We start from the raw sequence: 24,716 nt of genomic DNA, 5'->3' as shown, positions 1-24,716 counted from the left end.
GGCGGGACCGCACCGCTCAGTCGGTCAGTGACCGGACGTCCCACACCCACACGCCGCCGGTGAAGACCGGTTGGATCCCGGTCAGCTCGGTCATGCCCCGCCGCAGCGCGGCCTCGTGCTCGTGTGGCCCGAGGATGACCACCCCGGCCCGCCAGTAACGCAGATCGTCGACCGCTCGGACCCGGCTCTGCGGGGTGATCGGCGGCACCGCCCCGGTGCGCCGGATGGTGGCGAAGAAACTGCTGGTGGGGCGGGGAGTCGCACCGAACAACGCGACCTTCGGCGGATCGGCGTTCGGGCGGGTGTCCGGGCCGAGGAAGTAGCCACGGGCCAGCGGCATGTCCAGCCGGGTCGCCGCGGACCAGCGCAGCGGCTCGGCGTAGGTGGTGTCCGGCAACGGCAGGGTCACCACACTGCGCCCACCGGTCACATACGGCCGCCAGGCCCCAGTGGTCACGAAACTGGGGACCGGGTCGAGGCGGGCCACGGGCAGCGGGGTGGGGACGATCGGTAGCAGGGCCATCGTGAGCACGGTGGCGGTGACGAAGCGGACCTGGCCCCGAGCGGCCGGGTGCGCCTCGGCCAACTCGCGGGCACGTTCGGCGCCGTAGGCGAGCAGCAGCCCGATGATCGGGGTGATCGCCAACGCCCAGCGTGTCGGCACCACCGAGTGCAGGATGGGCAGGTTCTCCAGCGCCGCCCAGGGGCCCGGCACACCGGTACCCCGGTTGTCGAAGCGGACCTCCCGACCCAGCGAGAGCACCGCGAAGAGCAACCCGAGCGCGGCCAGCGCGAGTACCACGATCGAGCGGCGCAGCCACCAGACCAGGGCGATCACCAGCACTACCAGCGCCCAGCCGAAGAAGCTGTTCTCCTCGGTCGGGTTCTTGGCCAGGCCCGCAGCGGTGCGCGCGCTACCGGCCAGTGATTCCCGGGAGTACGCGACGAACGAGGCCACGTCACTGGAGTAGCCGCGGATCAGGCGGGACAGCCCGGAGTACGCGTCCGGTCCGAAGAACTGGACGTACAGGGGGTACGCGAGCAGGAGCCCGGCGATTCCGGCGGCGACGGCCAGACCGGCGAGGAAGGATCGGGCCCGCGACCGTAGATCCGGGCGGCCGAGGGCGAGCACGCCGACGATCACGCCGAGCCCGATCGCGGTCATCAGCAGGATCTCCAGGTTGAGGAACGCCTGCCAGACGATGACCAGCGCGAGAAGGACCCCGTTGCGCAGCCATCGGCCGGGTTCACCGAGTCGCAGCGTGCGCCAAATGATCAACGGGACGACGAACTGCGACACGATGTTCGGGTGCCCATTGGCGTGCGACACCATGGCCGGCGCGAAGGCGCAGAAGCCAGCGCCCAACCACGCCGGCCCCCGGCTGCCGATCAGGACCCGGGAGAGCACGAAATACCAGGCCACGGCGGTGGCAATCATCCCGGCGGTGAGAAAGACCAGAAATGACGCTCGCGGCCCGAACAGCAGGGTGATCGGCGTCATTGGCAATGAAATGGATAATACGGACGTATTGGCCATCAGATTGACGCCGTCGGGGACGTTCATCTGATTGGAATGGAACGGATACGCAAAGTGCGTGACCACTCGCGCACCGTGGGCCATCATCCATTCGAACTGTGACTGATCGGACTGGTTGTCCCGCACATCGCTGCCCGGGTCCAGCCAGAGTCGACAGGTGACCCAGAAGCCGAGCAGCACGAAGCTCAGCACGGCGGCCAGATCGGCCCATATCCCCCTGCGGGAAGGCCGAACGGCACCGGAGGCCCCCTCCGCCGACGGCGCGGCGGCCGGGCCGCCGCTGTCGCTGGGCACGTCCGGTTCAGGAGTAGTCATGACAATTCATAGGGTAGTCAGCGCATGGCGCCGCCGTGACATGTTTCGGCGTACTGCCGTACTATGTGTCGGGTTCGCCGACCGCCGATCACGAACCCACCCCCCGACCACAATTCGGCCACCCCGATGCCCCGATTCTTTCGCCGTCCCAGCGGATGATTCACTCTGTCGGTCCAGGCGCAGGTCGAGTTCATATCGTGAGGAATCGACGCATGGCAGAAATCACTGGGGATCAGCGCGTGCAGTCCGAGGTGCTGGAAGGCCTGGCAACCGCTGTCAACCACCGTCGCTGGTTCATCGAACTGGCCGTGCCGTACCTCGGCGACGACCCGATCGAGATCGGCAGCGGCCTCGGTGACTACGCACTGGAATGGTCCGAGCGGCTGCCGCGGTTCACCGCAACCGAGGCCGACCCGGACCGGCTGGTGCAGCTCAAGGAGCGCCTCGCCGACCGTCCGAACATCGACGTCCGGCAGATGCTGCTGCCGCACAACGACCGGGGCGACTACAGCGCCGCCGTCTCGTACAACGTCCTGGAGCACATCGAGGACCACGTGGGCGCGCTACAGAGCATGCGCGACCTGGTCCGACCCGGCGGCGCCGTGATCATCATCGTGCCCGCGTTCCAGTTCGCGATGGGCCCGGCCGACATCGCCACCGGGCACGTCCGCCGCTACACGAAGAAGACGCTCGGGGCGGCGATGACCGACGCCGGTCTGACCATCGAGAAGATGCATTACGCCAACGCGCTCGGGCTGATCGGCTACTTCATGGCCACCAAGGTCTTCCGGCTGATGCCGAAGGAGGGCCCGATGGTCAAGGTGTACGACACCCTCGTCCTGCCCGCCACCAAGGCCGCCGAGCAGCTGGTTCTCCCGCCGTTCGGCCAGTCCGTCTTCGCCGTGGCCCGCGTCCCAGCCTGACCCCGGCCCCGGCCCCGGCCCCGGCCCCGGCCCCGGCCCCGGCGATCTTGCACTTCCTGTCGTCCTTATGCCTGGTATGTCAGGGATGTCGGGACAGTAAGTGCAAGATCGCGGGAGCTGGGGGCGGGGCTAGTCCTTGATCTGGTACGTGGGGCGGATTACCGCCCTCGCCAGGGTGTGGAACGTCAGGTTGAAGCCGACGTAGGCGGGGCTGGCGTCCGGGGTCAGATCCAGGCGGTCGACGTCCAGGGCGTGCACCGCGAAGACGTACCGGTGCGGGCGGTCGCCGGGCGGCGGAGCTGCCCCGCCGTAGGCCTGCTCGCCGTAGTCGTTGCGGACCGAGAACGCCCCGCCGAGGTCGGTGCCCGCCGCGCCACCTGCCCCGGTGGGCAACTGGGTGACGTTCACCGGCACGTTCACCAGCACCCAGTGCCAGAAACCGCTGCCGGTCGGCGCGTCCGGGTCGTAGCAGGTCACCGTGAAGCTCTTCGTCTCGGCGGGGAAGTCCGACCAGGTCAGCTGCGGCGAGACGTTGTCGCCCCCGGTGCTGCCATGCGCGTGCCGGGCGTCCATCGGCTCGCCGTTCTGCACGTCGTCACTCGTCAGCGTGAACGAGGGCACCGTCGGCAGCAGCTCGTACGGGTCCGGGGCGATCGGTCGTTCCAGGGTCATGGCGACGCGTCCTTCCGATGTGCGGAGATACCAGCCCCTTCTTACCCCGCCACGGCCCTCCCGACGACCGGAAGCGCGCGCTGACCGACTGTGGTTTCGCGGAGCTACGTTTGAGTTCGGGCAACGTTCCGCAGGGGGACATCGTGGCCGGCATCTGGCGGGACTTCGCGGTAGCCGTCATCACCGCGTTCCGCCGCCGGGACGAACGAGCCATCGCCGAGGAACGCCGACGCGCGGTCGAGCGACTGGCCGAGGAGACGATCCGCCGGGAGCGGCAGGCCACCGACCCGCCGGAGTGACCGGGACACGGGGCACCGGACTGCCTCGGTGCGACCGGTGAAGATGACCTGATGGGGCGGATCTTCCGGTCGCGGCCGGTGGCGACCGCGGAGACACACAGAACCACCCTGTTCGAGATCTTCTTCGATCTGGTATTCGTCTTCGGACTCATCCGGGTCACCACGTTCATGAGCGAGCGGCCGTCGCCGGTGGCGCTCACGCAGGGATTCCTCGTACTCCTGTTGTTGTGGATCTCCTGGGTGGTCTACTCCTGGCTGGGCAACCACGTCCGCATCGACGTCGGGCTGATCCGTGCCGGCGTCACCGTCGCGATGGCGGCCGTCTTCCTCGTCGCACTGGTCATCCCCGACGCCTGGGCGACCGGGCCGGGCACGACGAGACAACGACTGATCCTGGTGCTGGCCTACGTCACGCTTCGCGTCATCGCTCTCGCGCTCTTCCATTGGGCCGCTGCGGGCAGCCGACAGCTGAGCAGGACCATTCGTCTGTACGCCCTCTCGACCGTGCTGTCCTGGATCCCCTTCGTCCTCGGTGCCGTGCTCGGCGGCACCGCACAACTCCTGCTCTGGGCGGCGGCCCTCACCATCGACATGGGAGGCGGGGTGGCGTCCTCGGTGCTGAGCGGGTGGCCGGTGCGAAGCCCCAGTCACTTCGCGGAGCGACACAGCCTCGTGGTGATCATTGCGCTCGGCGAGTCCCTGATCTCAGTCGGCGCCGGCGTCGGGATACAGCGGATCCGCGGACCGATCCTGTTGGCTGCGGTCCTCACGCTGGCCGTCACTGTGTGCCTGTACTGGCTGTACGCCTCCACTGCGATGGCCGCCGGCCAGGCGTTGATGATGGAGTCCGGGCTACGGCGGGCCCATGTGGGCGCCAACGCCTACACCCTCGCCCACTTTCCGCTGCTCGCCGGGACCATCTACGTGGCGCTGGGAGTCGAGCAGATCTTCGCCGGGCTCGCGCACGAGGAGTCCCACGGCATCTCGGACTGGATGCCGGCAATCGCGCTGTTCGGCGGGACCGCCCTGTTCCTCGCAGGCAGGGCGACGTTCCTCAGTCTCAGCGTCCGGTGCGTGCGACCGGGGCAGTTCGTCGCTCCCGTCGTGGCGCTGCCGTTGCTTCCCATCGGCCGGTACCTGCCCGACCTGGCCGCGCTCGGCCTGCTCACCGCGTTCCTCGTCGTGCTGCTCAGCTACGAGGCGTGGACCAGAAGATCGACTCGGGTTCAGTGATGTCGGGGTGTCCCAGGAGTCCTGACAGCCCGACTTCCGGGAAGTCGAGTGGATCAAGGTGGCGGAGGGTGTGGGATTCGAACCCACGAAGACATCGCTGCCTTACCGGTTTTCAAGACCAGCGCCATCGGCCACTAGGCGAACCCTCCTGGGCCGCCACCCGTGGGCGTACGGCCACGCATAGTCTGCCACGGCTCGCTCCGGGCGGCCCGGCGTCCCTCCCCGGTGCGCCGGCCAGGCGGTCTGCCGTGTCCACTGTGGGCTGGAGGGTGTGCCTGCGGCACCCGGTGAGATCGGGAAGACTGGGCCCATGCGAGCCATCACGATTCCGCAGCCCGGTGGACCCGACGCGCTGGTCTGGGCCGAGGTGCCCGACCCGGAGGCGGGCCCCAACGAGGTGATCGTGGATGTGCGGGCCAGCGGGGTCAACCGCGCTGACCTGCTGCAACGACAGGGGCACTACCCGCCGCCGCCGGGCGCGCCGGCGTACCCCGGGTTGGAATGCTCTGGGGTGATCACGGAGGTTGGCGCGGAGGTCGCCGGGTGGGCGGTCGGGCAGCAGGTCTGCGCGTTGCTGGCCGGCGGCGGGTACGCGGAGCGGGTGGCGGTCCCCGCCGGGCAGTTGCTGCCGGTACCGGCCTGCGACCCGGTCGACGCGGCGGCGCTGCCCGAGGTGGCCTGCACTGTCTGGTCGAACCTGGTCCAGGTGGCGCGGCTCGGTGCGGGCGACACGCTGCTGGTGCACGGCGGCGGCAGCGGGATCGGCACCTTCGCCATCCAGTTCGGGGCGGCCCTCGGCGTGACAGTGCTGACCACCGCGCGGGAGGCCAAGCACGATCGGCTGCGTGAGCTGGGCGCGGCACACATCATCGACTACCGGGAGCAGGACTTCGTCGAGGAGGTCCGGCGGGTCACCGACGGGCGCGGCGTGGACGTCATCCTCGACATCATGGGTGGGTCCTACCTGGGGCGGAACGTCTCCGCGCTGGCCACCGGCGGTCGGCTCGTGGTGATCGGGATGCAGGGTGGGCGCAAGGCCGAGTTGGATCTCGGCGCGCTGCTGAGCAAGCGGGCGAGCGTCACCGCGACGTCGCTACGGTCCCGTCCGCTCGCCGAGAAGGCGGAGATCGTCCAGGGCGTACGGGACGAGGTGTGGCCGTTGGTCGAGGCGGGCCGGATCCGGCCGATCGTGGACCGGCGGCTGCCGATGACCGAGGCGGCGCAGGCGCACCGGCTCGTCGAGTCGAACGACCACTTCGGCAAGGTGCTGCTCACCCGCCCGCCGGGTGGCGGATCGGCCGTCAGCTGAGCGAGGCTGCCGGGTGGGTGCCGGCCGTCAGTTGAGCGCGCCTGCCAGCGTCGGGTCGTCAGTCGGTCGGGGCAGCACCAGCCGGGCGCCCGGGCCCTCGCCGGCCAGCGTGTCCTCCGGGTTGTTGAGCGTGCAGCGCTGCAGGGACAGGCAGCCGCAGCCGATGCAGCCGTCCAGGTCGTCGCGGAGCTTGGTGAGCAGCCGGATCCGTTCGTCCAGCCGGCTGCGCCAGCTCGCCGAGAGCCGCGCCCAGTCCTGCGGGCTCGGGGTCCGGGCCTCGGGGAGCGAGTCGAGTGCCTCCCGGATCTCGTCGAGCGAGACGCCGACCTGCTGGGAAATCCGGATGAAGGCGACCCGCCGCAGCTCGGCGCGGGCGTACCGGCGCTGATTGCCGCCGGTGCGGTCGGCGCGGATCAGCCCGAGTCGCTCGTAGTAGCGCAGCGCCGACGGTGCCACCCCGGAGCGGGCGGACAGCTCACCGATCGTCAGTAGATCCGGCATCACCAGGTCCTTGAGTTGAAGTCCACTTCAACTCACACAGTAGTGGCATGACCACCACACTGCCCACCGACAGCAGCGCCCGACTGCCCGGGCTGATCCGACGACTGACCGGCGACGAGAAGCACGCGCCGAGCGCGCACTCCACCACCGACGTGCTCCAGGTGCTCTACGACCGCGTGCTGCGGGTCACCCCCGACACCGCCGACGACCCGGAGCGGGACCGGTTCCTGCTCTCCAAGGGCCACGGACCGGCCGCCTACTACGCGGTGCTGGCCGCGCACGGCTTCATCCCGGACGCCTGGCTCGACGACCTGGCCGGGCCGGAGAGCCGGCTCGGCCACCACCCGGACCGACTCCTGGTACCCGGGGTCGAGATCGGCTCCGGCTCCCTCGGGCACGGGCTCGGGCTGGCCGTCGGCACAGCGCTCGGCCTTCGCGCCCAGGGGCTGCTCAACCCCCGGGTGTACGTGCTGCTCGGCGACGCCGAACTGGACGAGGGATCCAACCACGAGGCGATCGCGTACGCGGGAGCGACAGGCCTGGACAGCCTCACCGCGGTCGTGGTCGACAACTCGTCGGCCAGCCACGGATGGGCCGGCGGCATCGCCAGCCGGTTCACCGTCAACGGTTGGACCGCCGACACCGTCGACGGCCGCAACCACGAAGCCCTGTACGCGGCGCTGACCGGGCACCGGCCACGACACCCGCACCTGGTGGTCGCCCGCATCGGGAGCAAGGGATGACCGACATGCGTACCGCCTTCATCGACACCACCACAGCACTCCTCGACGAGGATCCGCGTACCGCACTGGTGCTGGCCGACATCTCGGCGAGCCAGTTCGCCTCGGCCGGCCACCGCCACCCGGACCGGGTGCTCAACGTCGGGATCCGGGAGCAACTGATGATCGGTGTGGCCGGCGGGCTCGCCCTGACCGGGCTGCGTCCGATCGCGCACTCGTACGCGACGTTCCTGGTGGACCGGGCGTACGAGCAGATCAAGTTGGATCTGGACCACCAGGGCGTGGGCGCCGTCCTGGTCAGCATCGGCGCGTCGTACGACGGGTCGGCTGAGGGCCGCACCCACCAGTCGCCCGGGGACGTGGCGCTCTTCGACTCCCTCGGTGACGGCTGGACGGTCCGGGTGCCCGGCCACCCGGACGAGGTGGCGCCGCTGCTGCGCAACGCCACGACCACCGACGATCCGATCTACCTGCGGCTCTCCGAGCAGCGCAACGCCGAGGCGTACCCGGACGCCACCCGGCTACGGGTGATCCGGCGAGGCCTGACGAATGCGCCCCTCGTGGTGGCGGTCGGACCGATGCTCGACCCCACACTGGCGGCGACCGAGGGAATGAACGTGACTGTGGCGTACACCCACACGCCCCGGCCGCTCGACACGCCCGGGCTGCGGGCGCTTGCCAACACCGACGTGGTGCTGGTCGAGCCGTACCTGGCGGGAACGTCGAGCGCGCTCGTGAACCGGGCTCTGGCGGACGTACCGCACCGGCTGCTCGCCCTCGGGGTGGGTCAGACCGACCTGCGACGGTACGGCGATCCGGCCGACCACGCCCGGTGGCATGGTCTGGACGCCGACGGCCTGCGGCGGTCGATCAGCGCGTTCCTGGGGTCAGTTGGCGGCTGAGACGGCGGGGCGGCGGCGAGCGCGCTCGCGCCCGAGGATCCAGATCGCCTCGACGCCGTCCTTCCAGGTGATCTTCTTGCCCTCTTCCCGGCCGCGTGCCCGGTAGCTGATCGGCACCTCGTACGGCCGGATCCGGCGACGCAGCAGCTTGCCGGTCACCTCGGCCTCCATGCCGAAGCCGCGCGAGCGCACACCCAGCGACCGGTAGAGCGCCACCGGCATCAGCTTGAAGCAGGTCTCCAGGTCGCCGATGTACGAGTTGAACAGCACGTTGGCCGCCATCGTGACGCCCTTGTTGCCCATCACGTACCAGAAGCTGTAGGCGCTGTGGCTGCCGAAGGTGCGATTGCCGTAGACCACCGTGGCGCGACCGTCGAGCACCGGGTCGAGCAGCTTGGGGATGTCCTGCGGGTCGTACTCCAGGTCGGCGTCGAGGATGACCATGTAGTCACCCTCGGCGCTGTCGACCGCCGTCTTGATGGCGGCACCCTTGCCGGCGTTGCGCTGGTGGGTGATGACCCGCAGGCGCGCGTCGTCGGCGCGGCCGAGGACCTCGCCGGTGCCGTCGCGACTGCCGTCGTCGACGACTACCAATTCGATCTCACAGGGATAGTCCACCGCCAATGCCTGCTTGAGGGCATCCGCGATGCGTTCTTCCTCGTTGTAGACCGGCATGAGGATCGAGAGCTTCACGGGGATCTCCACGGTGGCGGCAACACGTCGGCCATAGCCTAGCCTGGTTGGTTTGTTTACCACGTACCGCTACCGCTGGGCAGTCGGCGCGGCGGCTTCAGATCAATGGTGTTTACTTCCGCCATGTCGGCTGCCGGCTCCCTGCTCGCGGTGATCCCTGTCGCTGCGGTGCTCCTGCTCATCATCGCGGCGATGCCACGCGAGGCTGGCGCGGTCGCACCGCTGCGGCTCGCCGTGGTACGCGCCGTCCTGCTCAGCGGGGCGTACGCGGTGCTCGTCGTCGAGGTGCTCGGCGCGTCGCACGCGCTGACCCGAGGCGCGTTCACAGTCGCCTGGCTGCTCTTCCTGGTCGTGGCTGCGGCGGCGGCCGGTCTGCGCTGGCGACGGGCGACCCGCCTCGGGCAGCCGCCCGCCGCCGCACCGGTGCCGGTCAGCGCTGCGCCGGCAGTCAGCACCGCATCGCGGCCGGTGCCGGTCGGCGCGGTGGTGTCCGGTGGCGGACCCGACGTGTCCGCCCCGGCCGCCGAGAGCGGTGCGCCCGCCCCCGCGCCGACCCGGACTGGTCGGGGGTTCCCTGACCTTCGTGCCGTAGCGGTCGACGCGTGGCGTACGGCCCGACCGGGTGAGCGGCTCCTCGCCGGCACGGTCGGCGGGCTGGTCCTGGTGGAGCTGCTGGTCGCGCTGCTGGCCGAGCCGAACAACTTCGACTCGCAGACGTACCACCTGCCGAAGGTGGAGCACTGGGTGGCCCAGGGCGACCTGGACTTCTGGCCCACCGCCATCCACCGGCAGGTGACCATCCCGCCCGGAGCCGAGTACCTGCTGCTGCACCTGCGCCTGCTCACCGGCGGGGACCACCTGCACAACCTGGTGCAGTGGGCGGCCGGAGTGGTCTGTCTCCTGGTGGCCGCCCGGATCACCGCACAGCTCGGCGGCGGCCGGCGGGCCCAGTTGCTCACCGCGTTCGTGCTGGCGACCACGCCGATGGTGGTGCTCCAGGCGACCAGCACGCAGACCGACCTGATCTGCGCGGCGTGGGTGGCCTGCGCGGCGACGCTGGTGCTGGACGGGCTGAGTCGACAGACCGGCTGGAGCACGCTGCTCGGGCTGGGGGCGGCCACCGGGCTGACCGCGGTGACCAAGACCAGCGGCCTGATCGCGGTCGGCCCGCTGCTGGTGCTCTGGGGACTGGCCCAGTTGAGGCTGGCCCGGAGCAGGAACGCCGGGTCGACCGACCCGGCAGCGGCGGGCGGGGGTGGGAGGCCCTGGCCGGTCGGTGGGCTGGCCCGCACGGTCGGCGGTTCGGTGCTGATCCTGCTGGTCGCGGCCGTGGTGGTCGGCCCGTTCCTGGCTCGGGTGACCGCCGAGTTCGGGCACCCGCTGGGGCCGCCCCGGCTGCGCGAGTCCATTCCGATGGAGCGACACGACCCGGCGTCGATAGTGGTCAACGCGCTGCGGATCGGGCACACCGCGTTCGACACGCCGCTGGCGCCGCTGCGTCGGGCCGGGGCCGAGGTGATCATCAGCGGCGCCGAGGCGATCGGGGTCGACCCGCAGGACCGCGCGATCACCTTCGGGCGGGAGCTGTTCCCGGAGCCGGCCTGGTATCCGGACGAGGACCGGGTGGCGTTTCCGCTGGCCGGAGCGTTGGCGGTGATCGGTGCGGTGATCGCGCTCGCCCGCCCACGGCGGATCGCTCCCGAGCGGGCCGGGTCACTGCGGGCGTACGCCGTGGTGGTGCTGACCGCCGTGCTGCTGCACACCGCGATGATCAAGTGGCAGCCGTGGGGCAACCGGCTGCTGCTCTACGCCGTGGTGCTCGCCGTGCCCCTCGCCGGCCTCTGGCTGGACGCTCTCCTGCGCAACCGCGCGGGTGGGCGTCGAACGGTTGCCACAGTGGCAGCCGTCACCGTGCTGGCCACCTCGGCGCTGGCCGGGGTGCTCGCACTGTCGTACGGCTTCCCGCGCCGGCTGGTCGGCGCCGGCTCGGTCTTCACCACCTCGGACTGGGACACCCGGTTCCTGCGCCGCCCCCAGTGGGCCGACGAGTTCCGCTGGGCGGCGACAGCGGTCCAGGACAGCGGTGCGCGACGGATCGGGCTGGTGCAGCAGAACGACAACTGGGAGTACCCGTGGTGGCTGCTGCTGCGGCAGCCCGACGGCGGATCACCGGACCTGGTGGCGTTGCAGTCGGTACTGCCGGAACGACCGCCGGCCGACCCCTCCTCGGTCGACGCGATCGTCTGCACCGGCAACAAGGCCGCCTGCGCCAAACTCGTCCCGGCCGGCTGGCGGCTGGAGTTCCGCGGCTACGTGGGCTACGCCCTGCCGCCGGGCCGCTGAACCAGAAGCCGGCCGCACCGCCGCCGGGCCGCTGGACCAGAGGCCCGGCCGCACCACCGCCGTGGCGGTGGCGTTCGGGCCCGGATAGTCCTATCCGGGCGGTTCCGCAGCCCGCGCGCAAGGACCTGAAGCGCATTCACATCTATTGATCCGCACGTTACCGTCTGGTAACTCAATCGACGTCCCGCGATTGAGCCGAAAGGAGTGCGTCGATGCCTGCAATCCCCGCCAGGCCCGAACGCGCGACCCGACGACGGGCCATCACCGTCGCCGTCGCCGTCGCCGCTCTCGTCCTACCGATGCTCGCCGGACCGGCCACCCCCGCCACCGCCGCCGACCGACCAGCCGTCCAACCACTCCCCGCCAACCTCGAAGCCGTCCGGGCCGCAGAGGCGACCGCCCTCTACGGCAGCCCGGCGATCCGCCCGATCGAACAACGGCGTACCGCGTTGATCACCATGGGTGACAGCGAGATCTCCGGTGAGGGGGTCGGCAACTACGTCCCCGGCACCCATCAGGACGGCAACTGGTGCGACCGCTCGTACGACCAGGCGGTCTTCCGCACCGGCATCACGTCGGACGCGCAGTACAACATCGCCTGCTCCGGTGCCACCCCCTGGAACCTGATCGCCGGCGGCCCAACCCAGCACAACGAGCTGAACCAGGGCGACTACCTGGGCATCAAGGCGCGCAACACGCACGTGAAGCTGATCTGGGTGGTGGTCGGAGCGAACGGTGACGGCACCATCCAGTTCGGTCCGGTCGCCACCGACTGCGCCGTCCGCCGGGTCTTCTTCCAGGGTGCCTGCTACCCCACCTACACCGACCAGTGGACGATCCGCACCGACGGCAGCCGGCAGGCCGTGGAGTCGGCGCTGACCAACATCCGGCAGACCATGACCAACGCCGGCTACCTGCGGTCGGACTACGAGCTGGTGCTGATGTCGTACCCGAGCCCCGGCAGCCCCGACGTGGAGGACAACCCCAACTTCCCCGGCTGGTACTCCGGGGGTTGTCTGCTCTACCTGGCCGACGCGGCGTTCGCCCGGAACAAGGCGGTGCCGATGTTCGAGTCGGCGCTGCGCTCGGCCGCGGCGAACACCGGCACCCGGTACCTGGACGCCAGCCGGCTCTTCCACGGGCACGAGGTGTGCACCGACAACACCTCGGTCCGCGGCCTCTTCATCGAGGTCGGCATCTGGAACGAGAACGCCGCCCGACAGTCGTTCCACCCCAACGCGCGCGGGCACGGCATGTTCGCCCAGTGCATCACCCAGTTCTGGAACTCCGGGCAGACGCGGGCCAGCTGCGTCGACCCGGCCAGCACCGGCGGTGGCGTGCTCTACCCGGGGCTGCTGGAGTTCAAGCAACTGCGCAACCTGGCCACCGGCACCTGTGTCGACGGCAAGGGGTACGACTCCCGTAACGGCACCGCGCAGCAGCCGTACTCCTGCCACGGTGGGCGCAACCAGGGCTTCTGGTACGACTCGGCCCGACGGTCGCTGCACTCGGAGCTGTCCCACGACCGTTGCCTGGACGTCGCCAACAGCTCGATGACCGCCGGCACCGCTGTCAACATCTACGACTGCAACGGCACCGGCGCGCAGCAGTTCGTCTTCGTGGGTAACCAGATCAGGCCGGCGAGCGCCAACAACCTCTGCGTGGCGTTCGACAACCCGTTGCTGGGCAGCTCTCGCCTGCGGTTGGCGACCTGTTCCAGCAGCACCCGGCAGCAGTGGTCGTTCGAGGCCCGTACCGCCGCCAACCCGGTCGGCTACGGTCACGACGACTTCATCGGCTCCCGCGTCTACTGACGAGGGCAGGGGCCCTGGCGTCGGCCAGGGCCCCTGCGCTCATTTGGCGCGGGGAACGAGGATGAGCCGGGCCACGCCCTTGTCGCCGTCCTTCGCGCCGGCGACGCCGAGCGTGTCACCGACAGTGACCTCACTCGGCTGCACGGTGGCCCGCCGCTCGACCACCCTCAGGTCGTCGCCGAAGGTCCAGGTCATGGTGAAGCCGTCGGTGGACTTGACGGTCATCGAGTCACCGTCGATAGCTGTCACCTCGCCGCGCTGCACGGCGACGGTCTGCGTACCGCCGTCCTTCGTCTTCACCACCGCCTCACCGTGCAGGGTGTTCCTGCGCAACAGCACGCGGGCCTGGCGGCGCTTGCGCCACTCCTCACCGCGCTTGTCCCGGGCCTTCTCCTTTGCGCTGGGGGACGCACCCGGCGTCGGCGTGGCCGGTGCGGCGACGGTCAGTACGTCCAGGTCGTCGGCGTCGAAGCCCATCGCGGCCAGCGCCTGACCCTCGACTCCCATGGCGGCGGCGACCTCGACGGCGACATCCCGGGCGGGCTGGCTGGCCACTTCGGCCGCGCCGCAGCCGCTGACGCCGAGCGCGACCGCCGCGAGCAGTGCCGTGGTGCCGGTGGCGATACCCCAACGTGGCATGACTCTCCCTCTCGTCCGTGGAGCCCTCAGCCTTCCCGGGAACGACGAGCGGAGCGTCAGGCCGATGTTCGGGTCAGGTAAGGATCACCGGGCAGCCGGACGGTGAAGGCGGCACCGCCCTCCGGCGCGTGCCCCGCGGCGATCTCCCCGCCCAACCGGCGGACCAGCCCGGCGGCCAGCGCCAACCCCAGTCCGCTGCCCACCTTGCGCACCCCCCGGTAACGCTCGTGCAGCGCACCGCGTTCGAAGGCCACCGCCAGGTCGTCGTCGGTGAAGCCGGGCCCGCCGTCGCGAACCTCCAACACGCCGCCGTGCGCCGGGTCCGCGCCGGCCGGCCGGACCGCGAGCACCACCGGCGACCCCGGGGGTACGACCCGCAGCGCGTTCTCCAGCAGCCCGTCCAGCACCTGCCGGATCCGCCCCGGATCGGTGTACGCGGGCACCGGCTGACCGGGCGTCTCCACCCGGAACGGCACGCCCACCACCGCACACCGGCCGGACCAGGTCGGCTCCGCGTCCAGGGCCAACTGGGTGAGGTCCACCGGCACCGGTTCGAGGGGAAAGTCGGCGGCCTCCAGCCGGGCCAGTGCCAACAGGTCGCCGATCAGCCGGTCCAGGTGTTGGGCCTCGGCCAGCATCGTCCGACCGGTGTCCACCGTGTCGTCGGCACCGAGCACCCCGTCGGCGAGCGCCTCGGCGTACCCCCGGATCGCGGTCAGCGGGGTGCGCAGCTCGTGCGAGACGGAGAGCAGGAACTCCCGCTGTCGGCCCTCGCTGGTGGCCAGCGCGGCAGCCAGACCGTTCAACGCCTCGGCCAGGTCGGCGACCTCGTCCGGCGGCTCGACGGGCACCCGGACGGCGCGGTCACCCGCGCGCAGTCGGGCGGCGGCGGTGGCCGCGACCCGGATCGGCCGGGCCAGCCGACGGGCCAGCAGCAGCCCGGCCGCCACACCGGCGGTCAACCCGGCCAGCAGCGGCAACCACAGACTGAGCAGCACCCGGGCCCACAGCCCGTTGGCCAGCGGACGGGAGAGCACCACCCCGTTGCCGCCGGGCAGGGCCCGACCCTCGACCAGGGCCCGCTCACCGTTGACCGAGCGGCGGGCCGACACGTTGCGGCCCTGCCCGATCCGCTGCACCACCCGGGGTGGCAGACCCGCCCGGTCGACCGCCCCACGGCGGATCAGGTACGCGTCGATGCCCTGGTCGCGCAGTTGCTGGATGAGCCGCTCCTCGTCGGCACTGCGACCCCGGTCGAGGCGGGTCCGCAGCACCTCGGCCGCGAGCCGGGCCTGGGCGGCGAGCGCCTCCTGCTCGCTGCGCTCCGCGCCCCGGATCGCCAACGGCACCGCGACGATGGCGGTGACCAGCACCGACACCAGCGCCACCGCGCAGGTGACGAGCACCGCGCGGGCGGTCAGCGTACGGCCGAGGCGGCCTCGTCGGGGTGCGGTGGGTAAGGGGGCGCCCACCACCGGCAGGGCCATGGTCGGCGACTCGACGTGCCCGGGGTGGTCAGGCATCGACCGCGTACCCGACGCCGCGATGGGTCCGGATCACGCTCGCCGGGCCGAGCTTCGCCCGCACCTGGGCGACGTGCACGTCCACCGTCCGGGTGCCGGCGTGCGCGGCGTAGCCCCAGACACCGGCCAGCAACTCCTCCCGCGTGAAGACCCGGCCGGGCCGGGCCATCAGGTGGGCCAGCAGGTCGAACTCGGTGGAGGTGAGCTGCACCGGGGAGCCGGCGGCGGTGACCGTGCGGCGGCCCGGGTCGAGCGTCACCGGGCCGACGACACGTGGCCGGTCCGCGCCCTCCGGGCCGCCGGCGGATCGGCGCAGCACCGCGCGGACCCGGGCAACCAGCTCCCGAGGGCTGAACGGCTTGGTGACGTAGTCGTCGGCGCCCAGCTCCAGGCCGACGATCCGGTCCACCTCGTCGTCGCGGGCGGTGAGGAAGATGACCGGGGTCCAGTCGCCGGCCTCACGCAGCCGGCGGCAGATCTCGGTGCCGGGCAGACCCGGCAGCGCGATGTCCAGGACGCAGGCCACCGGACGCAAGCGGCGGGCCGCACTCAGACCGGCCTCGCCGTCACGTTCCAGGTGGACGCCGAACCCGTCCCGGGTCAGGTAGAGCCGGACCAGGTCGGCGATGGCCGGCTCGTCCTCCACTACGAGGACGAGCCCGCGATGCGGTGGTTCGACGGTCACCGGCCCATGATTGCCGACTGCGAAGGCTCGGCGCGATCGGTGTGTGTTCGAATTCGGTAAAGGCCGGGCGACACCCGGTCGGGGTCAGCTCACCAGGACGGAGCGAACATCCCGGGCCGGACGGCGGCCGGTGCGTCACCGATGCTGGCGACGACCCGCGCGCCGGGCGGCCGCAGGCGGGTCCGGAACGCCTGGTTGAGCAACGCGTCGAGCTGCCAGACCTGCTTCGGGTGACTGGTCCGGATCAGAAACCGCTCACGGATGCCGTCGATCGCGGTGGCCGCCATCTCCACCGACTGCAGCCGCGGGTCCGGGCTCCAGGTGACGTTGCTCAGCTCGCGCAACTCGGTGTTGAGGTGCAGGCGCAGTCGGTGCAGGAGGCGGGTCTGCTGGGTCACCACCAGGCGGCGGTGTGTGAGTAGCAACAGGTAGTCGCCGGTGACCGGGCGGTCGGGGCGGCTGCAACGGGTGACCAGGATGGTGGCGTCACCGGAGCCGACACAGCGCCGGAAAACCGGCATGTGCCGGCTCACCGTCTGCACGGCCAGGCCAGCCTCAGCGGCGGCCGGGAGGAACGTTCGGGAGAAGACGTCCATGACCTGCCCAACGACGTCCCCAGCAGGGTGACGTGGGTCACGCGGGTTTTTTGGAAGTTCCACGCCCCGTGTCGCACTGCCTGTCCGACTTCCGACTCGGACGGATCATGGTCAGGAGTTCGGCTGAAGTGGACTGGCGGCGAACAGCTCCTCCAGCCAGCCAGGGACCGCGTCGGCGTACCCGGCACGGGACTCCTCGGGGGTGTCCAGTGCCCGACGCCAGGAGAGCGACCGGCTCACCGGCCCCAGGCCGATCGCGAGGTCGGCCGCCTCCACGAGGGTCCGCCGGTCGTACCGGTCGGTCCACGCCTCCAGGTACGCGTCGCGCAACCGCACCAGCTGGGCGTCATCGGCGGCGAGCTTCCCGGCGTGCCCGATGGAACGCAGGGTCACCAGCAGCGTGCCGAACGGGTGCGCCACCGAGGCGTCACCCCAGTCGAAGTACCGGTACCCGGCCGCGCCGGCGAAGACGTTGCCGTCGTGCAGGTCGTCGTGTTGCACCGTCGCCGGAATGCCCAGGTCGGCGAGCCGGCGGCACCGCTGCGCGTACGCCGGCAGCTCGGCCCGCAACCGCTCGTGCACCTCCGGGCTGAGCCCGCCCTCGGCACCCATCAGCAGCGCCTCGTGATCGTCGAGCAGCTCGGCGAAGAGACCGGCCAGCACCTCCGGACGCTGATCCGGCACGCCCAGGGCGACCAGCTCGTCGGCGCGCGACGCGCTCGCCAGTTGCAGCGCCGCGTACCCGGGCAGCGCTCGCTCCCAGTGCGCCAGGTCGGGGTCGCGCGCCAGCACGTCGCGCAACGACTCGCCGCCATCGGGCAGCAGTGACCAGCCCTGCGCCGGGTCCACCGCGATCGGCGTCAGCACCCGGTCGGGCGTCAACTCGGCGAGCGCCGTGATCAGGACGGCCTCGTGCACCGTGCCGGGGTTGTTGGCCTTGAACCAGACCGGACCGTCGTCGGTGGGCACCCGCCACACCAGCGACCAGGGCCGCAGCCTCGGCTCCACCAGCCCGGTCACCCGTCGGCCGGCCTGGCTCAACTGCGCGTCGACCCAGGATCGGGCCCGCACCTGCCACTGCTCGCTGGACCAGTCTGGGGCACGCTCACCGGCGATCGTCGTCACGCTGGGCACCTTAGGCGGCCGTTCCGCGTCGAGGCGAGCCTTTTCCCGCCCCGCGTCAGACCAGCTCGACGATGGTGGCGTTGGCCATGCCGCCACCCTCGCACATGGTCTGGAGGCCGTAGCGGATGCCGTTGTCCCGCATGTGCTGGAGCATGGTGGTCATGATCCGGGCACCGGAGCCGCCGAGCGGGTGGCCGAGGGCGATCGCCCCGCCGCGCGGGTTGAGCCGCTCCGGGTCCGCCTCGGTCTCCGCCAGCCAGGCCAGCGGCACCGGGGCGAACGCCTCGTTCACCTCGTACACCCCGATCTCCTCGATGCCCAGCCCCGCGCGGCGCAGCGCCTTCGCGGTGGCCGGGATGGGCGCGGTGAGCATGGCGACCGGGTCGTCGGCGGCGACCACGGCGGTGTGGATCCGGGCCAGCGGGCGCAGGCCGTGTCGGCTGGCCCAGTCGGAGGTGGTCACCGCGAGGGCCGCGGCGCCGTCGGAGATCTGGGACGCGGAACCGGCGGTCACCACGCCGTCGGCGCGGAACGGGGTGGCCAGCTCACCCAGCTTCTCCAGGGAGGTCTCCCGGCGGATGCCCTCGTCGGCGGCGAACTTGCCACCGTCGGCGAGCGGCACCGGGGTCAGCTCCGGGTCGAACGCGCCAGCGTCCTGCGCGGCGGCCGCCTTCTCGTGGCTGGCCAGCGCGAACTCGTCCAGTTGGGTACGCGAGAGGCGCCACCGTTGGGCGATCAGCTCGGCCCCGACCCCCTGGTTGAACGGCAGCGGCGCGTCGTCGGCGAAGCCCTCGACGCCCCGGTAACGGGCGCGTAGCTGGTCACTGAACGGCATGCCGCCGGCCACGCTGGAGCCCATCGGCACCCGGGTCATCGACTCGACCCCGCCGGCGACCACCAGGTCGGCCTGACCGGAGAGCACCGTCGCGGCGGCGAAGTGCAGGGCCTGCTGGCTGGAGCCGCACTGCCGATCCAGTGTGGTGCCGGGCACCGTCTCGGGCCAGCCGGCAGCGAGCACGCCGTTGCGGGCGATGTTCCACGACTGCTCGCCGACCTGGGACACGCAGCCCCAGAAGACGTCGTCGACCTGGGCCGGGTCGAGCCCGGTGCGCTCGGCGAGGGCGCGCAGCACGTGCGCCGAGAGGTCGACCGGGTGGATGCTGGCGAGGCTGCCCTTGCGCCGCCCGACCGGGGTACGTACCGCGCCGACGATGACCGCGTCACTCATGTTTACTCCCCGGTAACTTGGGCTGCCCCGATCCTACGTCGTCCATCGACCGGTCGTCCGGCCACACCCGCACGAGGTGCCGGAGTCCGACTGCCGCTGGCATGCTGGGCGGGTGAATGAGACCTCCCCGGCACAGCAGTGGCGGGTGCCGTCGAGCCTGCCGGCGGCGAAACTGGCCGGCGCCGTCCTGCTCGTCGCGCTCGGGCTGCTCTTCGCCGACGGCGACCCGGTCCGCCTGGCGGTGGCCGTCCTGGCCGCCGCCGCGCTGGCCGGCTGGGCGGTACGTGACCTGGTCGCGCCGGTCCGATTGGCGGTGGACCCGGCCGGGCTCACCGTCATCCACGGCTTCGCCGGACGGCGACTGCTGCCCTGGTCGGCGGTCGAGGCGATCGCCGTCGACCGGCGGCCCCGGCTGGGGCTGACCAGCGAAACCCTGGAGATCGACGCGGGCAACTCGCTGCACCTGTTCGGCCGGTACGACCTGGGGGCCACCCCGGAAGAGGTGGCCGCCGCGTTGCGTGCCGCCCGCCCGATCAGGTGAGCAGTGCGGCGGTCCGGAAGAGCACCAGCGCGAGCAGGATCAGCAGGATCAGCGCCCCACCGGTGACCTGCACCAGCGTGCGACGACTGCGCGGTGCGTACGCGAGCACCAACGCCATGAGCGCGCCGACCACCAGCCCGCCCAGGTGCCCGGGGATCGAGATGCCCGGCACGGCCAGCGTGAACACCAGGTTGATCACCAAGATCGGGATGATCCGGGAAATGTCCCGGCCCAACTTGCGCTCGATGATGATCAGCGCGGCGAACAGACCGAACACGGCTGTCGACGCGCCGACGGTGGCCGCCCGCGGGCTGCTGAACAGGTAGGCGGCCACGTTGCCGCCGAGGCCCGCGATCAGGTAGAGCGCGGCGAACCGCACCCGCCCGAGGTTGGCCTCCAGCGACCGGCCGAGCACCCACAGCGCCCACATGTTGAGCAGCAGGTGGAGCACGCCGTAGTGCAGGAACATCGCCGTGACCAGCCGGTACCACTGGCCGTCGGCGATCCCGCCGAGCGTGTAGTCGGAGAGGTAGGCGCGGCCGAGCACCGCACCCCACTCGGTCAGCGGCGTGCTGCCACCCATCAGGCCGCCGAAGCCGGAGCCGCCCACCGCCGCGTCCCCGCCCCGGGCGGAGGCGATGGAGGCGAGCAGGAACAGCACGTTCACGGCGATCAGCGCCTTGGTGACATAGCCGTGCCGGCCGGCCGTACCGCCGCCGAAGGCGGTACGTGCCGGCCGAACACTGCGACGTCCCTCGTTGACGCACTCCGGGCACTGGTGCCCGACCGAGGCCTCCCGCATGCAGTCCGGGCAGATCGGCCGGTCACAGCGGGTGCACCGGATGTAGGTCTCCCGGCCGGGGTGCCGGTAGCAGACCGGGGTGGTCGGCGGAGACTCGCTCACCGGGCCGACCCTCCGTCCGCCATCGCACGGTCCACCGGCACCGGCTGTGCTCCGGAGCGCTCAATCATGCGAGCAAAGGTACCTCGCCAGTCGCTCAGGAAGCGGACCGCTCGATCTCGACCCGCTCGATGACGACGTCCTGGAGCGGACGGTCGCTCGGGCCGGTCGGGGTGTTCGCGATCGAATCCACGATCTTCACCGACTCCTCGTCGGCGACCTGGCCGAAGATGGTGTGCCGGTTGTTGAGGTGCGGCGTCGGGGACACGGTGATGAAGAACTGCGAACCGTTGGTGCCCGGTCCGGCGTTCGCCATCGCCAGCAGGTACGGACGGTCGAACCGCAGCTCCGGGTGGAACTCGTCGGCGAACTTGTAGCCCGGTCCGCCCCGGCCGGTGCCGGTCGGGTCGCCCATCTGGACCATGAAACCGCTGATCACCCGGTGCGAGATGGTGCCGTCGTAGTACGGACCACTGCCCGGCTGACCGGTGCGCGGGTCGGTGTACTCACGGTTTCCCTCGGCCAGGTCGACGAAGTTGCGGACGGTCTTCGGCGCGTGGTTCGGGAAGAGCTCCAGCCGGATCGGGCCAGCGTTGGTGTGCAGGGTGGCGTAGACAGCCTCGGCCACGGGTACTCCTCACTCGTTGGTCAGTTCCATGCGGATCCTCCCATGTGCCCGATCTGGCATCGCGGAGGCATCCGAAGGTGGAGGATGACGAAGGAACAACTCCCAGGAGGTAGGACCGTGTTTGGATTCGGGCGGCGTAAGTCCCAGGGGCAGCAGGCCTTGGCCGAGCTGAACCAGAGCATCAGCCACCTGATGCTGGCAGCCAACCACGCCGCGAAGGGTGCCGGCGCGACCGTCGGCCCGCGGGTCCAGGTGGCCCGGGGTTACGTCGCACCGACGGCCGCGAAGGTACGCGACCGCGCGTCGACCGGCTGGGGGACGACTCTCACCACGCTGGCACCACTGGCGGCGGCTGCTCGTGACGGCGCCGCGCAGGCAGGGCCGCTGACCAGGAAGGCCAAGTCGAAGACCATGCGGATCACCGGTAAGAAGAAGCAGCCGCGTCGTCGCGGCTCGATGATGACCGGCCTGTTGGCGGCGGGTGCCATCGCCGGCCTGGCCGGCGCGGTCGCGCTGCGTCGCCGCCGGGAGCAGCAGGAGTGGGCCGAGTACGACCCGACCCGCAGCACCCTGGAGCCGATGCGCGACGAGGTCGACTCGATCGAGGTGCGTACGCCGTCCGCCGCCCGGGGGTCCGACGGGTCCGCCATGTCCGGCGCGGCGGGGATGACCGGCGCGGGCAGCTCGGCGGTGGCCGGCGGCTCCAGTGCCAGCACCACCGCCCCGGCCAAGCCGACCGGTGTCCGCCCGACCGACAAGGTCCCGTCGGTCGCCGAGGGCGCCACCGACGTCTCCGGTCGGCCGACCGACGACCTCACCAAGGCGCTGGGCAAGGACACGGCCCGCACCAACGGCCGCCGCTGAGGTCAACAGCAGCGCATCGGGCGCCGGCGAGTGGGTCCACCCACTCGCCGGCGCTTCCGCCTGAGCGGGCACTACCGCAAGGTCAGAGCCAGCCGTTGCGGCGGAACCAGCGGTAGAGGGCCAGTGAGACGCCGAGCATGAGGGCCAGGGCCACCGGATAGCCGTACGTCATCTTCAGCTCGGGCATGTTGTCGAAGTTCATGCCCTCGACGCCGGCGATGGAGGTCCAGACCGCGGCGATGGCCGCCCACGCGGCGATCTTGCGCATGTCGTTGTTCTGGTCGACGGTGACCTGGGCCAGCCGCGCCTGGAGGATCGAGTTCAGCAGGTCGTCGTAGGAGTTCACCTGCTCCACGGTGCGGCTCAGGTGGTCCTGCACGTCCCGGAAGTACTTGCGGATCTCCTTGGGCACGTCCCGGTTGACCTGGGAGGTCAGCGTCATCAGCGGCCGTTGCAACGGCACCACCGCCCGCTTGAACTCGACCAGCTCCCGCTTCATCTGATAGATCCGCTGGATCCGCCCGTGGCCGTGCCGGTCGAAGACCTCCGCCTCCAGCACGTCCAGGTCGTCCTCGATCTGCTCGGCCACCTCCAGATAGAGGTCGACCACCCGGTCGGTCACCCCGTACGCCACCGCCCACGGGCCGTGCAGCAGCAACTCCTGCTTGGTCTCCAGGTCGGCGCGGATCGGGGCGAGCCGGCAGGCATCGCCGTGCCGGACGCTGATCACGAAGTTCGGGCCGATGAAGAGCATCACCTGCCCGGTCTCCACCACCTCGGAGTTCTCGGTCAGCTCGGTGTGCTCGCAGTAGCGGGCGGTACGCAGCACCAGGAAGACGACGTCGCCGAACCGCTCCAGCTTGGGGCGCTGCTCGGCCTTGACCGCGTCCTCGACCGCCAGCTCGTGCAGGCCGTACGTCTCCGCGATGGCGGTCATCTCGGCCAGCTCCGGCTGGTGCAGACCGATCCAGACGAAGCCGTGCTCCTCGCGGCGGGCAGCGGCCAACGCCTCCGCGTAGGTCCAGTCGCCGGGCTGCCGCCTGCCGTCGACGTAGAGCGCGCAGTCGACCACAGCGCTGCGGCCGGTGCCGGTGCCCGTCGGGGCCGAAACGGGCGGCGAGCCGTCGGCGTTGAGGATCCGGGTCATCGCCCGGACCGGGGAGGGCCACGCCCGAGGCCGCAGCACCCGACCGGTGGTCGACGGTGCCGTCCGGTCCCGCTCTGTCCGATCCGTCATCGCGTCACCTCCCGCGCTCAGCTGCGGCTTGCAGGCTACGCCGATCGCGGTCGAGGACCGGTGTGACGGCGGTCGCGTGGGGGGCGGCGCCGGGCGGGCCGGGCCGCATCGGGGGGTGTGCGGGGGACGACACGGCCCACCCGGCACCTGTGGGGGCGGGAGGTTGTGCTGCCGCGTCAACCCGGCGGGGCCGGCCCGGAGGCCGGACGGTGAACTCCGCAGCCGGCGGGGTGACGCTCGCAGCATTGTGGGCCAGCCGGCCGCCCGGAGGGGAGCCCCGGGACGGCCGGTATCGTCGTTCTGTCAGGAACCCGACAGTTAATTCAGCTACGGACGGCCTCGACGGCCGAGGCGAGCCGCCGGACACCCTCGTCGATCCGGTCGGCGGTCACCGCCGAGAAGGCCAGCCGGAGAGCGTGCCGCCCGCCGTTCAGCACGAAGTCACTGCCCTTGACCACGGCGACCCCGCGCTCGGCCGCCGCCGGGGCGAGCCGGTCGACCAGCACGTCCTCCGGGAACTCCACCCAGAGGAAGTAGCCGCCGTCGGGCTCCACGAACCGCGCCTGCGGCAGGTGCCGGCGCAACGAATCGGCGAGCACCTGGGCCCGCTCGCCGAGCGCCGCCCGGACCGTCTCGATCGACCGGTCGATGTCACCGGAAACGCAGAACTGGTGCACGATCGCCTGAGACACCATCCCGGGCGAGATGTAGAGGCTCGTCGCGTTCTTCGCGATGGAGGCGATCAGGTCGGCCGGGCCGACCAGGTAACCGACCCGCACACCCGGGCAGACCGTCTTGGTGAAGCTCGATGCGTGCACCACCACGTTGCGGGTGTCCAGCGAGAGCATCGACGGCAGCGCCTCGCCACGGAAGCGGATGTCCGCGTACGGGTCGTCCTCGAAGATCGTGAACTCGTACTCGGCGGCCAGGTCGAGCAACTCCCGGCGCTTCTCCAGCGACAGCGTCATGCCGGCCGGGTTCTGATAGTTCGGGATGACGTGCGCGAGCCGGGGGCGGACCCCGGACTCCAGCAGCTTGCGCAGCTCGGCAGTGTCCAGGCCATCCGGCTGGACGGCGATGCCGTGCAGCTCACTGCCCATCCGCTGGAGGTTGAGCAGCGTCCGGTCGTACGTCGGGCGCTCCACCACCACCGCGTCGCCGGGGCGTACCAGGTGGTCGAAGAGGAACGCGTCGGCCTGAAGCGACCCGTTGGTGACCAGCACCTGGTCGGCCTCGACCCCGTGCTTCTCGGCGATCCACTTTCGCAGCGGTAGGTACCCGACGGAGGTGCCGTACGCCGTCACCCCCGCGGGGTCGGCGTCGAAGGCGCGGACGGCGGCGGCCTTGAGCCCCTCGACATCGACGATGTCCAGCGAGGGAGCCCCACGGGCAAAGGAGATCAACTGCTCGGCGGTCATGGATGTTGAGCGTACGGGCGGCGGCGGGGGACGCGCGGTCGGCACGGCGA

At 71.2% G+C, this 24,716-nt stretch carries 24 protein-coding genes and 1 tRNA gene; 10 read left to right on the top strand and 15 right to left on the bottom strand.

Annotation, left to right across the window (positions count from 1 at the left end):
- Positions 1-16: 16 nt before the first annotated feature.
- Positions 17-1,852: a DUF2029 domain-containing protein gene (locus GA0070561_RS07675; RefSeq protein ID WP_091396947.1), complete on the bottom strand. Its 1,836-nt coding sequence runs from the start codon at positions 1,850-1,852 to the stop codon at positions 17-19.
- Positions 1,853-2,064: 212 nt separating this feature from the next.
- Here GA0070561_RS07675 and GA0070561_RS07670 point away from each other — a divergent pair, with 212 nt between their 5' ends.
- Positions 2,065-2,775, top strand: a complete 711-nt coding sequence (locus GA0070561_RS07670; RefSeq protein ID WP_091396944.1) for a class I SAM-dependent methyltransferase — start codon at positions 2,065-2,067, stop codon at positions 2,773-2,775.
- Between the two features lie 129 nt (positions 2,776-2,904).
- Here the strand turns inward: GA0070561_RS07670 and GA0070561_RS07665 are convergent, their stop codons facing one another.
- The gene (locus tag GA0070561_RS07665; protein ID WP_091396941.1) at positions 2,905-3,447 is read right to left on the bottom strand and encodes a YbhB/YbcL family Raf kinase inhibitor-like protein; all 543 of its coding nucleotides are present in this window, start codon (positions 3,445-3,447) and stop codon (positions 2,905-2,907) included.
- A gap of 110 nt (positions 3,448-3,557) precedes the next feature.
- Here GA0070561_RS07665 and GA0070561_RS32975 point away from each other — a divergent pair, with 110 nt between their 5' ends.
- A complete protein-coding gene (locus tag GA0070561_RS32975; protein WP_112637859.1) occupies positions 3,558-3,746 on the top strand; it encodes a hypothetical protein in 189 nt (62 codons plus the stop codon).
- A 51-nt stretch (positions 3,747-3,797) separates the two neighbouring features.
- The gene (locus GA0070561_RS07660; protein ID WP_091396938.1) at positions 3,798-4,979 is read left to right on the top strand and encodes a low temperature requirement protein A; all 1,182 of its coding nucleotides are present in this window, start codon (positions 3,798-3,800) and stop codon (positions 4,977-4,979) included.
- Between the two features lie 59 nt (positions 4,980-5,038).
- On the opposite strand, the gene GA0070561_RS07655 is transcribed toward GA0070561_RS07660, so the two are convergent.
- Positions 5,039-5,128 (bottom strand) — tRNA-Ser (locus GA0070561_RS07655).
- Positions 5,129-5,289: 161 nt separating this feature from the next.
- Between GA0070561_RS07655 and GA0070561_RS07650 the strand changes: the two genes are divergently transcribed.
- Positions 5,290-6,288 (top strand): NAD(P)H-quinone oxidoreductase, encoded by a 999-nt coding sequence (locus tag GA0070561_RS07650; protein ID WP_091396935.1) that lies wholly within the window; start codon positions 5,290-5,292, stop codon positions 6,286-6,288.
- 27 nt (positions 6,289-6,315) lie between these two features.
- Here the strand turns inward: GA0070561_RS07650 and soxR are convergent, their stop codons facing one another.
- Positions 6,316-6,789, bottom strand: a complete 474-nt coding sequence (soxR, locus tag GA0070561_RS07645; RefSeq protein ID WP_091396927.1) for a redox-sensitive transcriptional activator SoxR — start codon at positions 6,787-6,789, stop codon at positions 6,316-6,318.
- A gap of 47 nt (positions 6,790-6,836) precedes the next feature.
- On the opposite strand from soxR, the gene GA0070561_RS07640 reads away from it, so the two are divergent.
- Both GA0070561_RS07640 and GA0070561_RS07635 read left to right on the top strand, forming a co-directional pair.
- Positions 6,837-7,532: a transketolase gene (locus tag GA0070561_RS07640; protein WP_091396924.1), complete on the top strand. Its 696-nt coding sequence runs from the start codon at positions 6,837-6,839 to the stop codon at positions 7,530-7,532.
- Positions 7,533-7,537: 5 nt separating this feature from the next.
- Positions 7,538-8,431, top strand: coding sequence for a transketolase family protein (locus tag GA0070561_RS07635; protein ID WP_091397579.1), 894 nt, complete (start codon positions 7,538-7,540; stop codon positions 8,429-8,431).
- Here the strand turns inward: GA0070561_RS07635 and GA0070561_RS07630 are convergent.
- Entirely contained in the window at positions 8,417-9,124 is a 708-nt protein-coding gene (locus GA0070561_RS07630) for a glycosyltransferase family 2 protein (protein ID WP_091397575.1), read from the bottom strand. The genes GA0070561_RS07635 and GA0070561_RS07630 overlap by 15 nt on opposite strands.
- A gap of 123 nt (positions 9,125-9,247) precedes the next feature.
- Here GA0070561_RS07630 and GA0070561_RS07625 point away from each other — a divergent pair, with 123 nt between their 5' ends.
- The gene (locus GA0070561_RS07625; RefSeq protein ID WP_244166081.1) at positions 9,248-11,467 is read left to right on the top strand and encodes a glycosyltransferase family 39 protein; all 2,220 of its coding nucleotides are present in this window, start codon (positions 9,248-9,250) and stop codon (positions 11,465-11,467) included.
- Between the two features lie 212 nt (positions 11,468-11,679).
- Entirely contained in the window at positions 11,680-13,281 is a 1,602-nt protein-coding gene (locus tag GA0070561_RS07620) for a ricin-type beta-trefoil lectin domain protein (protein ID WP_091396922.1), read from the top strand.
- Between the two features lie 39 nt (positions 13,282-13,320).
- Here GA0070561_RS07620 and GA0070561_RS07615 read toward each other — a convergent pair whose 3' ends face one another.
- From GA0070561_RS07615 to GA0070561_RS07590, 6 genes are all read right to left on the bottom strand, one after another.
- Complete coding sequence (locus tag GA0070561_RS07615) at positions 13,321-13,920, bottom strand: hypothetical protein (RefSeq protein ID WP_091396919.1); 600 nt, start codon at positions 13,918-13,920, stop codon at positions 13,321-13,323.
- 56 nt (positions 13,921-13,976) lie between these two features.
- The gene (locus tag GA0070561_RS07610; protein ID WP_425255889.1) at positions 13,977-15,407 is read right to left on the bottom strand and encodes a sensor histidine kinase; all 1,431 of its coding nucleotides are present in this window, start codon (positions 15,405-15,407) and stop codon (positions 13,977-13,979) included.
- Between the two features lie 28 nt (positions 15,408-15,435).
- Positions 15,436-16,128 carry a response regulator transcription factor gene (locus tag GA0070561_RS07605; RefSeq protein ID WP_091396912.1) on the bottom strand — a complete coding sequence of 231 codons (693 nt, stop codon included), beginning with the start codon at positions 16,126-16,128 and terminating at the stop codon, positions 15,436-15,438.
- A gap of 89 nt (positions 16,129-16,217) precedes the next feature.
- Positions 16,218-16,724, bottom strand: a complete 507-nt coding sequence (locus GA0070561_RS07600) for a hypothetical protein (protein ID WP_091396909.1) — start codon at positions 16,722-16,724, stop codon at positions 16,218-16,220.
- Between the two features lie 111 nt (positions 16,725-16,835).
- Positions 16,836-17,849, bottom strand: coding sequence for a phosphotransferase family protein (locus GA0070561_RS07595; protein WP_091396905.1), 1,014 nt, complete (start codon positions 17,847-17,849; stop codon positions 16,836-16,838).
- Positions 17,850-17,904: 55 nt separating this feature from the next.
- Positions 17,905-19,077: a thiolase family protein gene (locus GA0070561_RS07590; protein ID WP_091396902.1), complete on the bottom strand. Its 1,173-nt coding sequence runs from the start codon at positions 19,075-19,077 to the stop codon at positions 17,905-17,907.
- A 112-nt stretch (positions 19,078-19,189) separates the two neighbouring features.
- Between GA0070561_RS07590 and GA0070561_RS07585 the strand changes: the two genes are divergently transcribed.
- Entirely contained in the window at positions 19,190-19,618 is a 429-nt protein-coding gene (locus GA0070561_RS07585) for a PH domain-containing protein (RefSeq protein WP_091396899.1), read from the top strand.
- Here the strand turns inward: GA0070561_RS07585 and GA0070561_RS07580 are convergent.
- Entirely contained in the window at positions 19,611-20,522 is a 912-nt protein-coding gene (locus tag GA0070561_RS07580) for a rhomboid family intramembrane serine protease (protein WP_091396897.1), read from the bottom strand. The two genes, GA0070561_RS07585 and GA0070561_RS07580, sit on opposite strands and share 8 nt — an antisense overlap.
- A 94-nt stretch (positions 20,523-20,616) precedes the next feature.
- Positions 20,617-21,147: a peptidylprolyl isomerase gene (locus GA0070561_RS07575; protein ID WP_091396894.1), complete on the bottom strand. Its 531-nt coding sequence runs from the start codon at positions 21,145-21,147 to the stop codon at positions 20,617-20,619.
- A gap of 84 nt (positions 21,148-21,231) precedes the next feature.
- On the opposite strand from GA0070561_RS07575, the gene GA0070561_RS07570 reads away from it, so the two are divergent.
- Complete coding sequence (locus GA0070561_RS07570) at positions 21,232-22,011, top strand: hypothetical protein (RefSeq protein WP_091396891.1); 780 nt, start codon at positions 21,232-21,234, stop codon at positions 22,009-22,011.
- A gap of 82 nt (positions 22,012-22,093) precedes the next feature.
- Here the strand turns inward: GA0070561_RS07570 and corA are convergent, their stop codons facing one another.
- Together corA and GA0070561_RS07560 are read right to left on the bottom strand one after the other, a co-directional pair.
- Positions 22,094-23,248 carry a magnesium/cobalt transporter CorA gene (gene corA / locus GA0070561_RS07565; protein WP_091396888.1) on the bottom strand — a complete coding sequence of 385 codons (1,155 nt, stop codon included), beginning with the start codon at positions 23,246-23,248 and terminating at the stop codon, positions 22,094-22,096.
- Between the two features lie 323 nt (positions 23,249-23,571).
- Entirely contained in the window at positions 23,572-24,666 is a 1,095-nt protein-coding gene (locus GA0070561_RS07560) for an aminotransferase-like domain-containing protein (protein ID WP_091396885.1), read from the bottom strand.
- Between the last annotated feature and the right edge of the window lie 50 nt (positions 24,667-24,716).

The organism is Micromonospora saelicesensis (genome assembly GCF_900091575.1).
Classification (GTDB): Bacteria; Actinomycetota; Actinomycetes; order Mycobacteriales; family Micromonosporaceae; genus Micromonospora; species Micromonospora saelicesensis.
The sequence above is the reverse complement of the archived record's forward strand: the minus strand, read 5'-3'. Positions and strand labels throughout refer to the sequence as shown.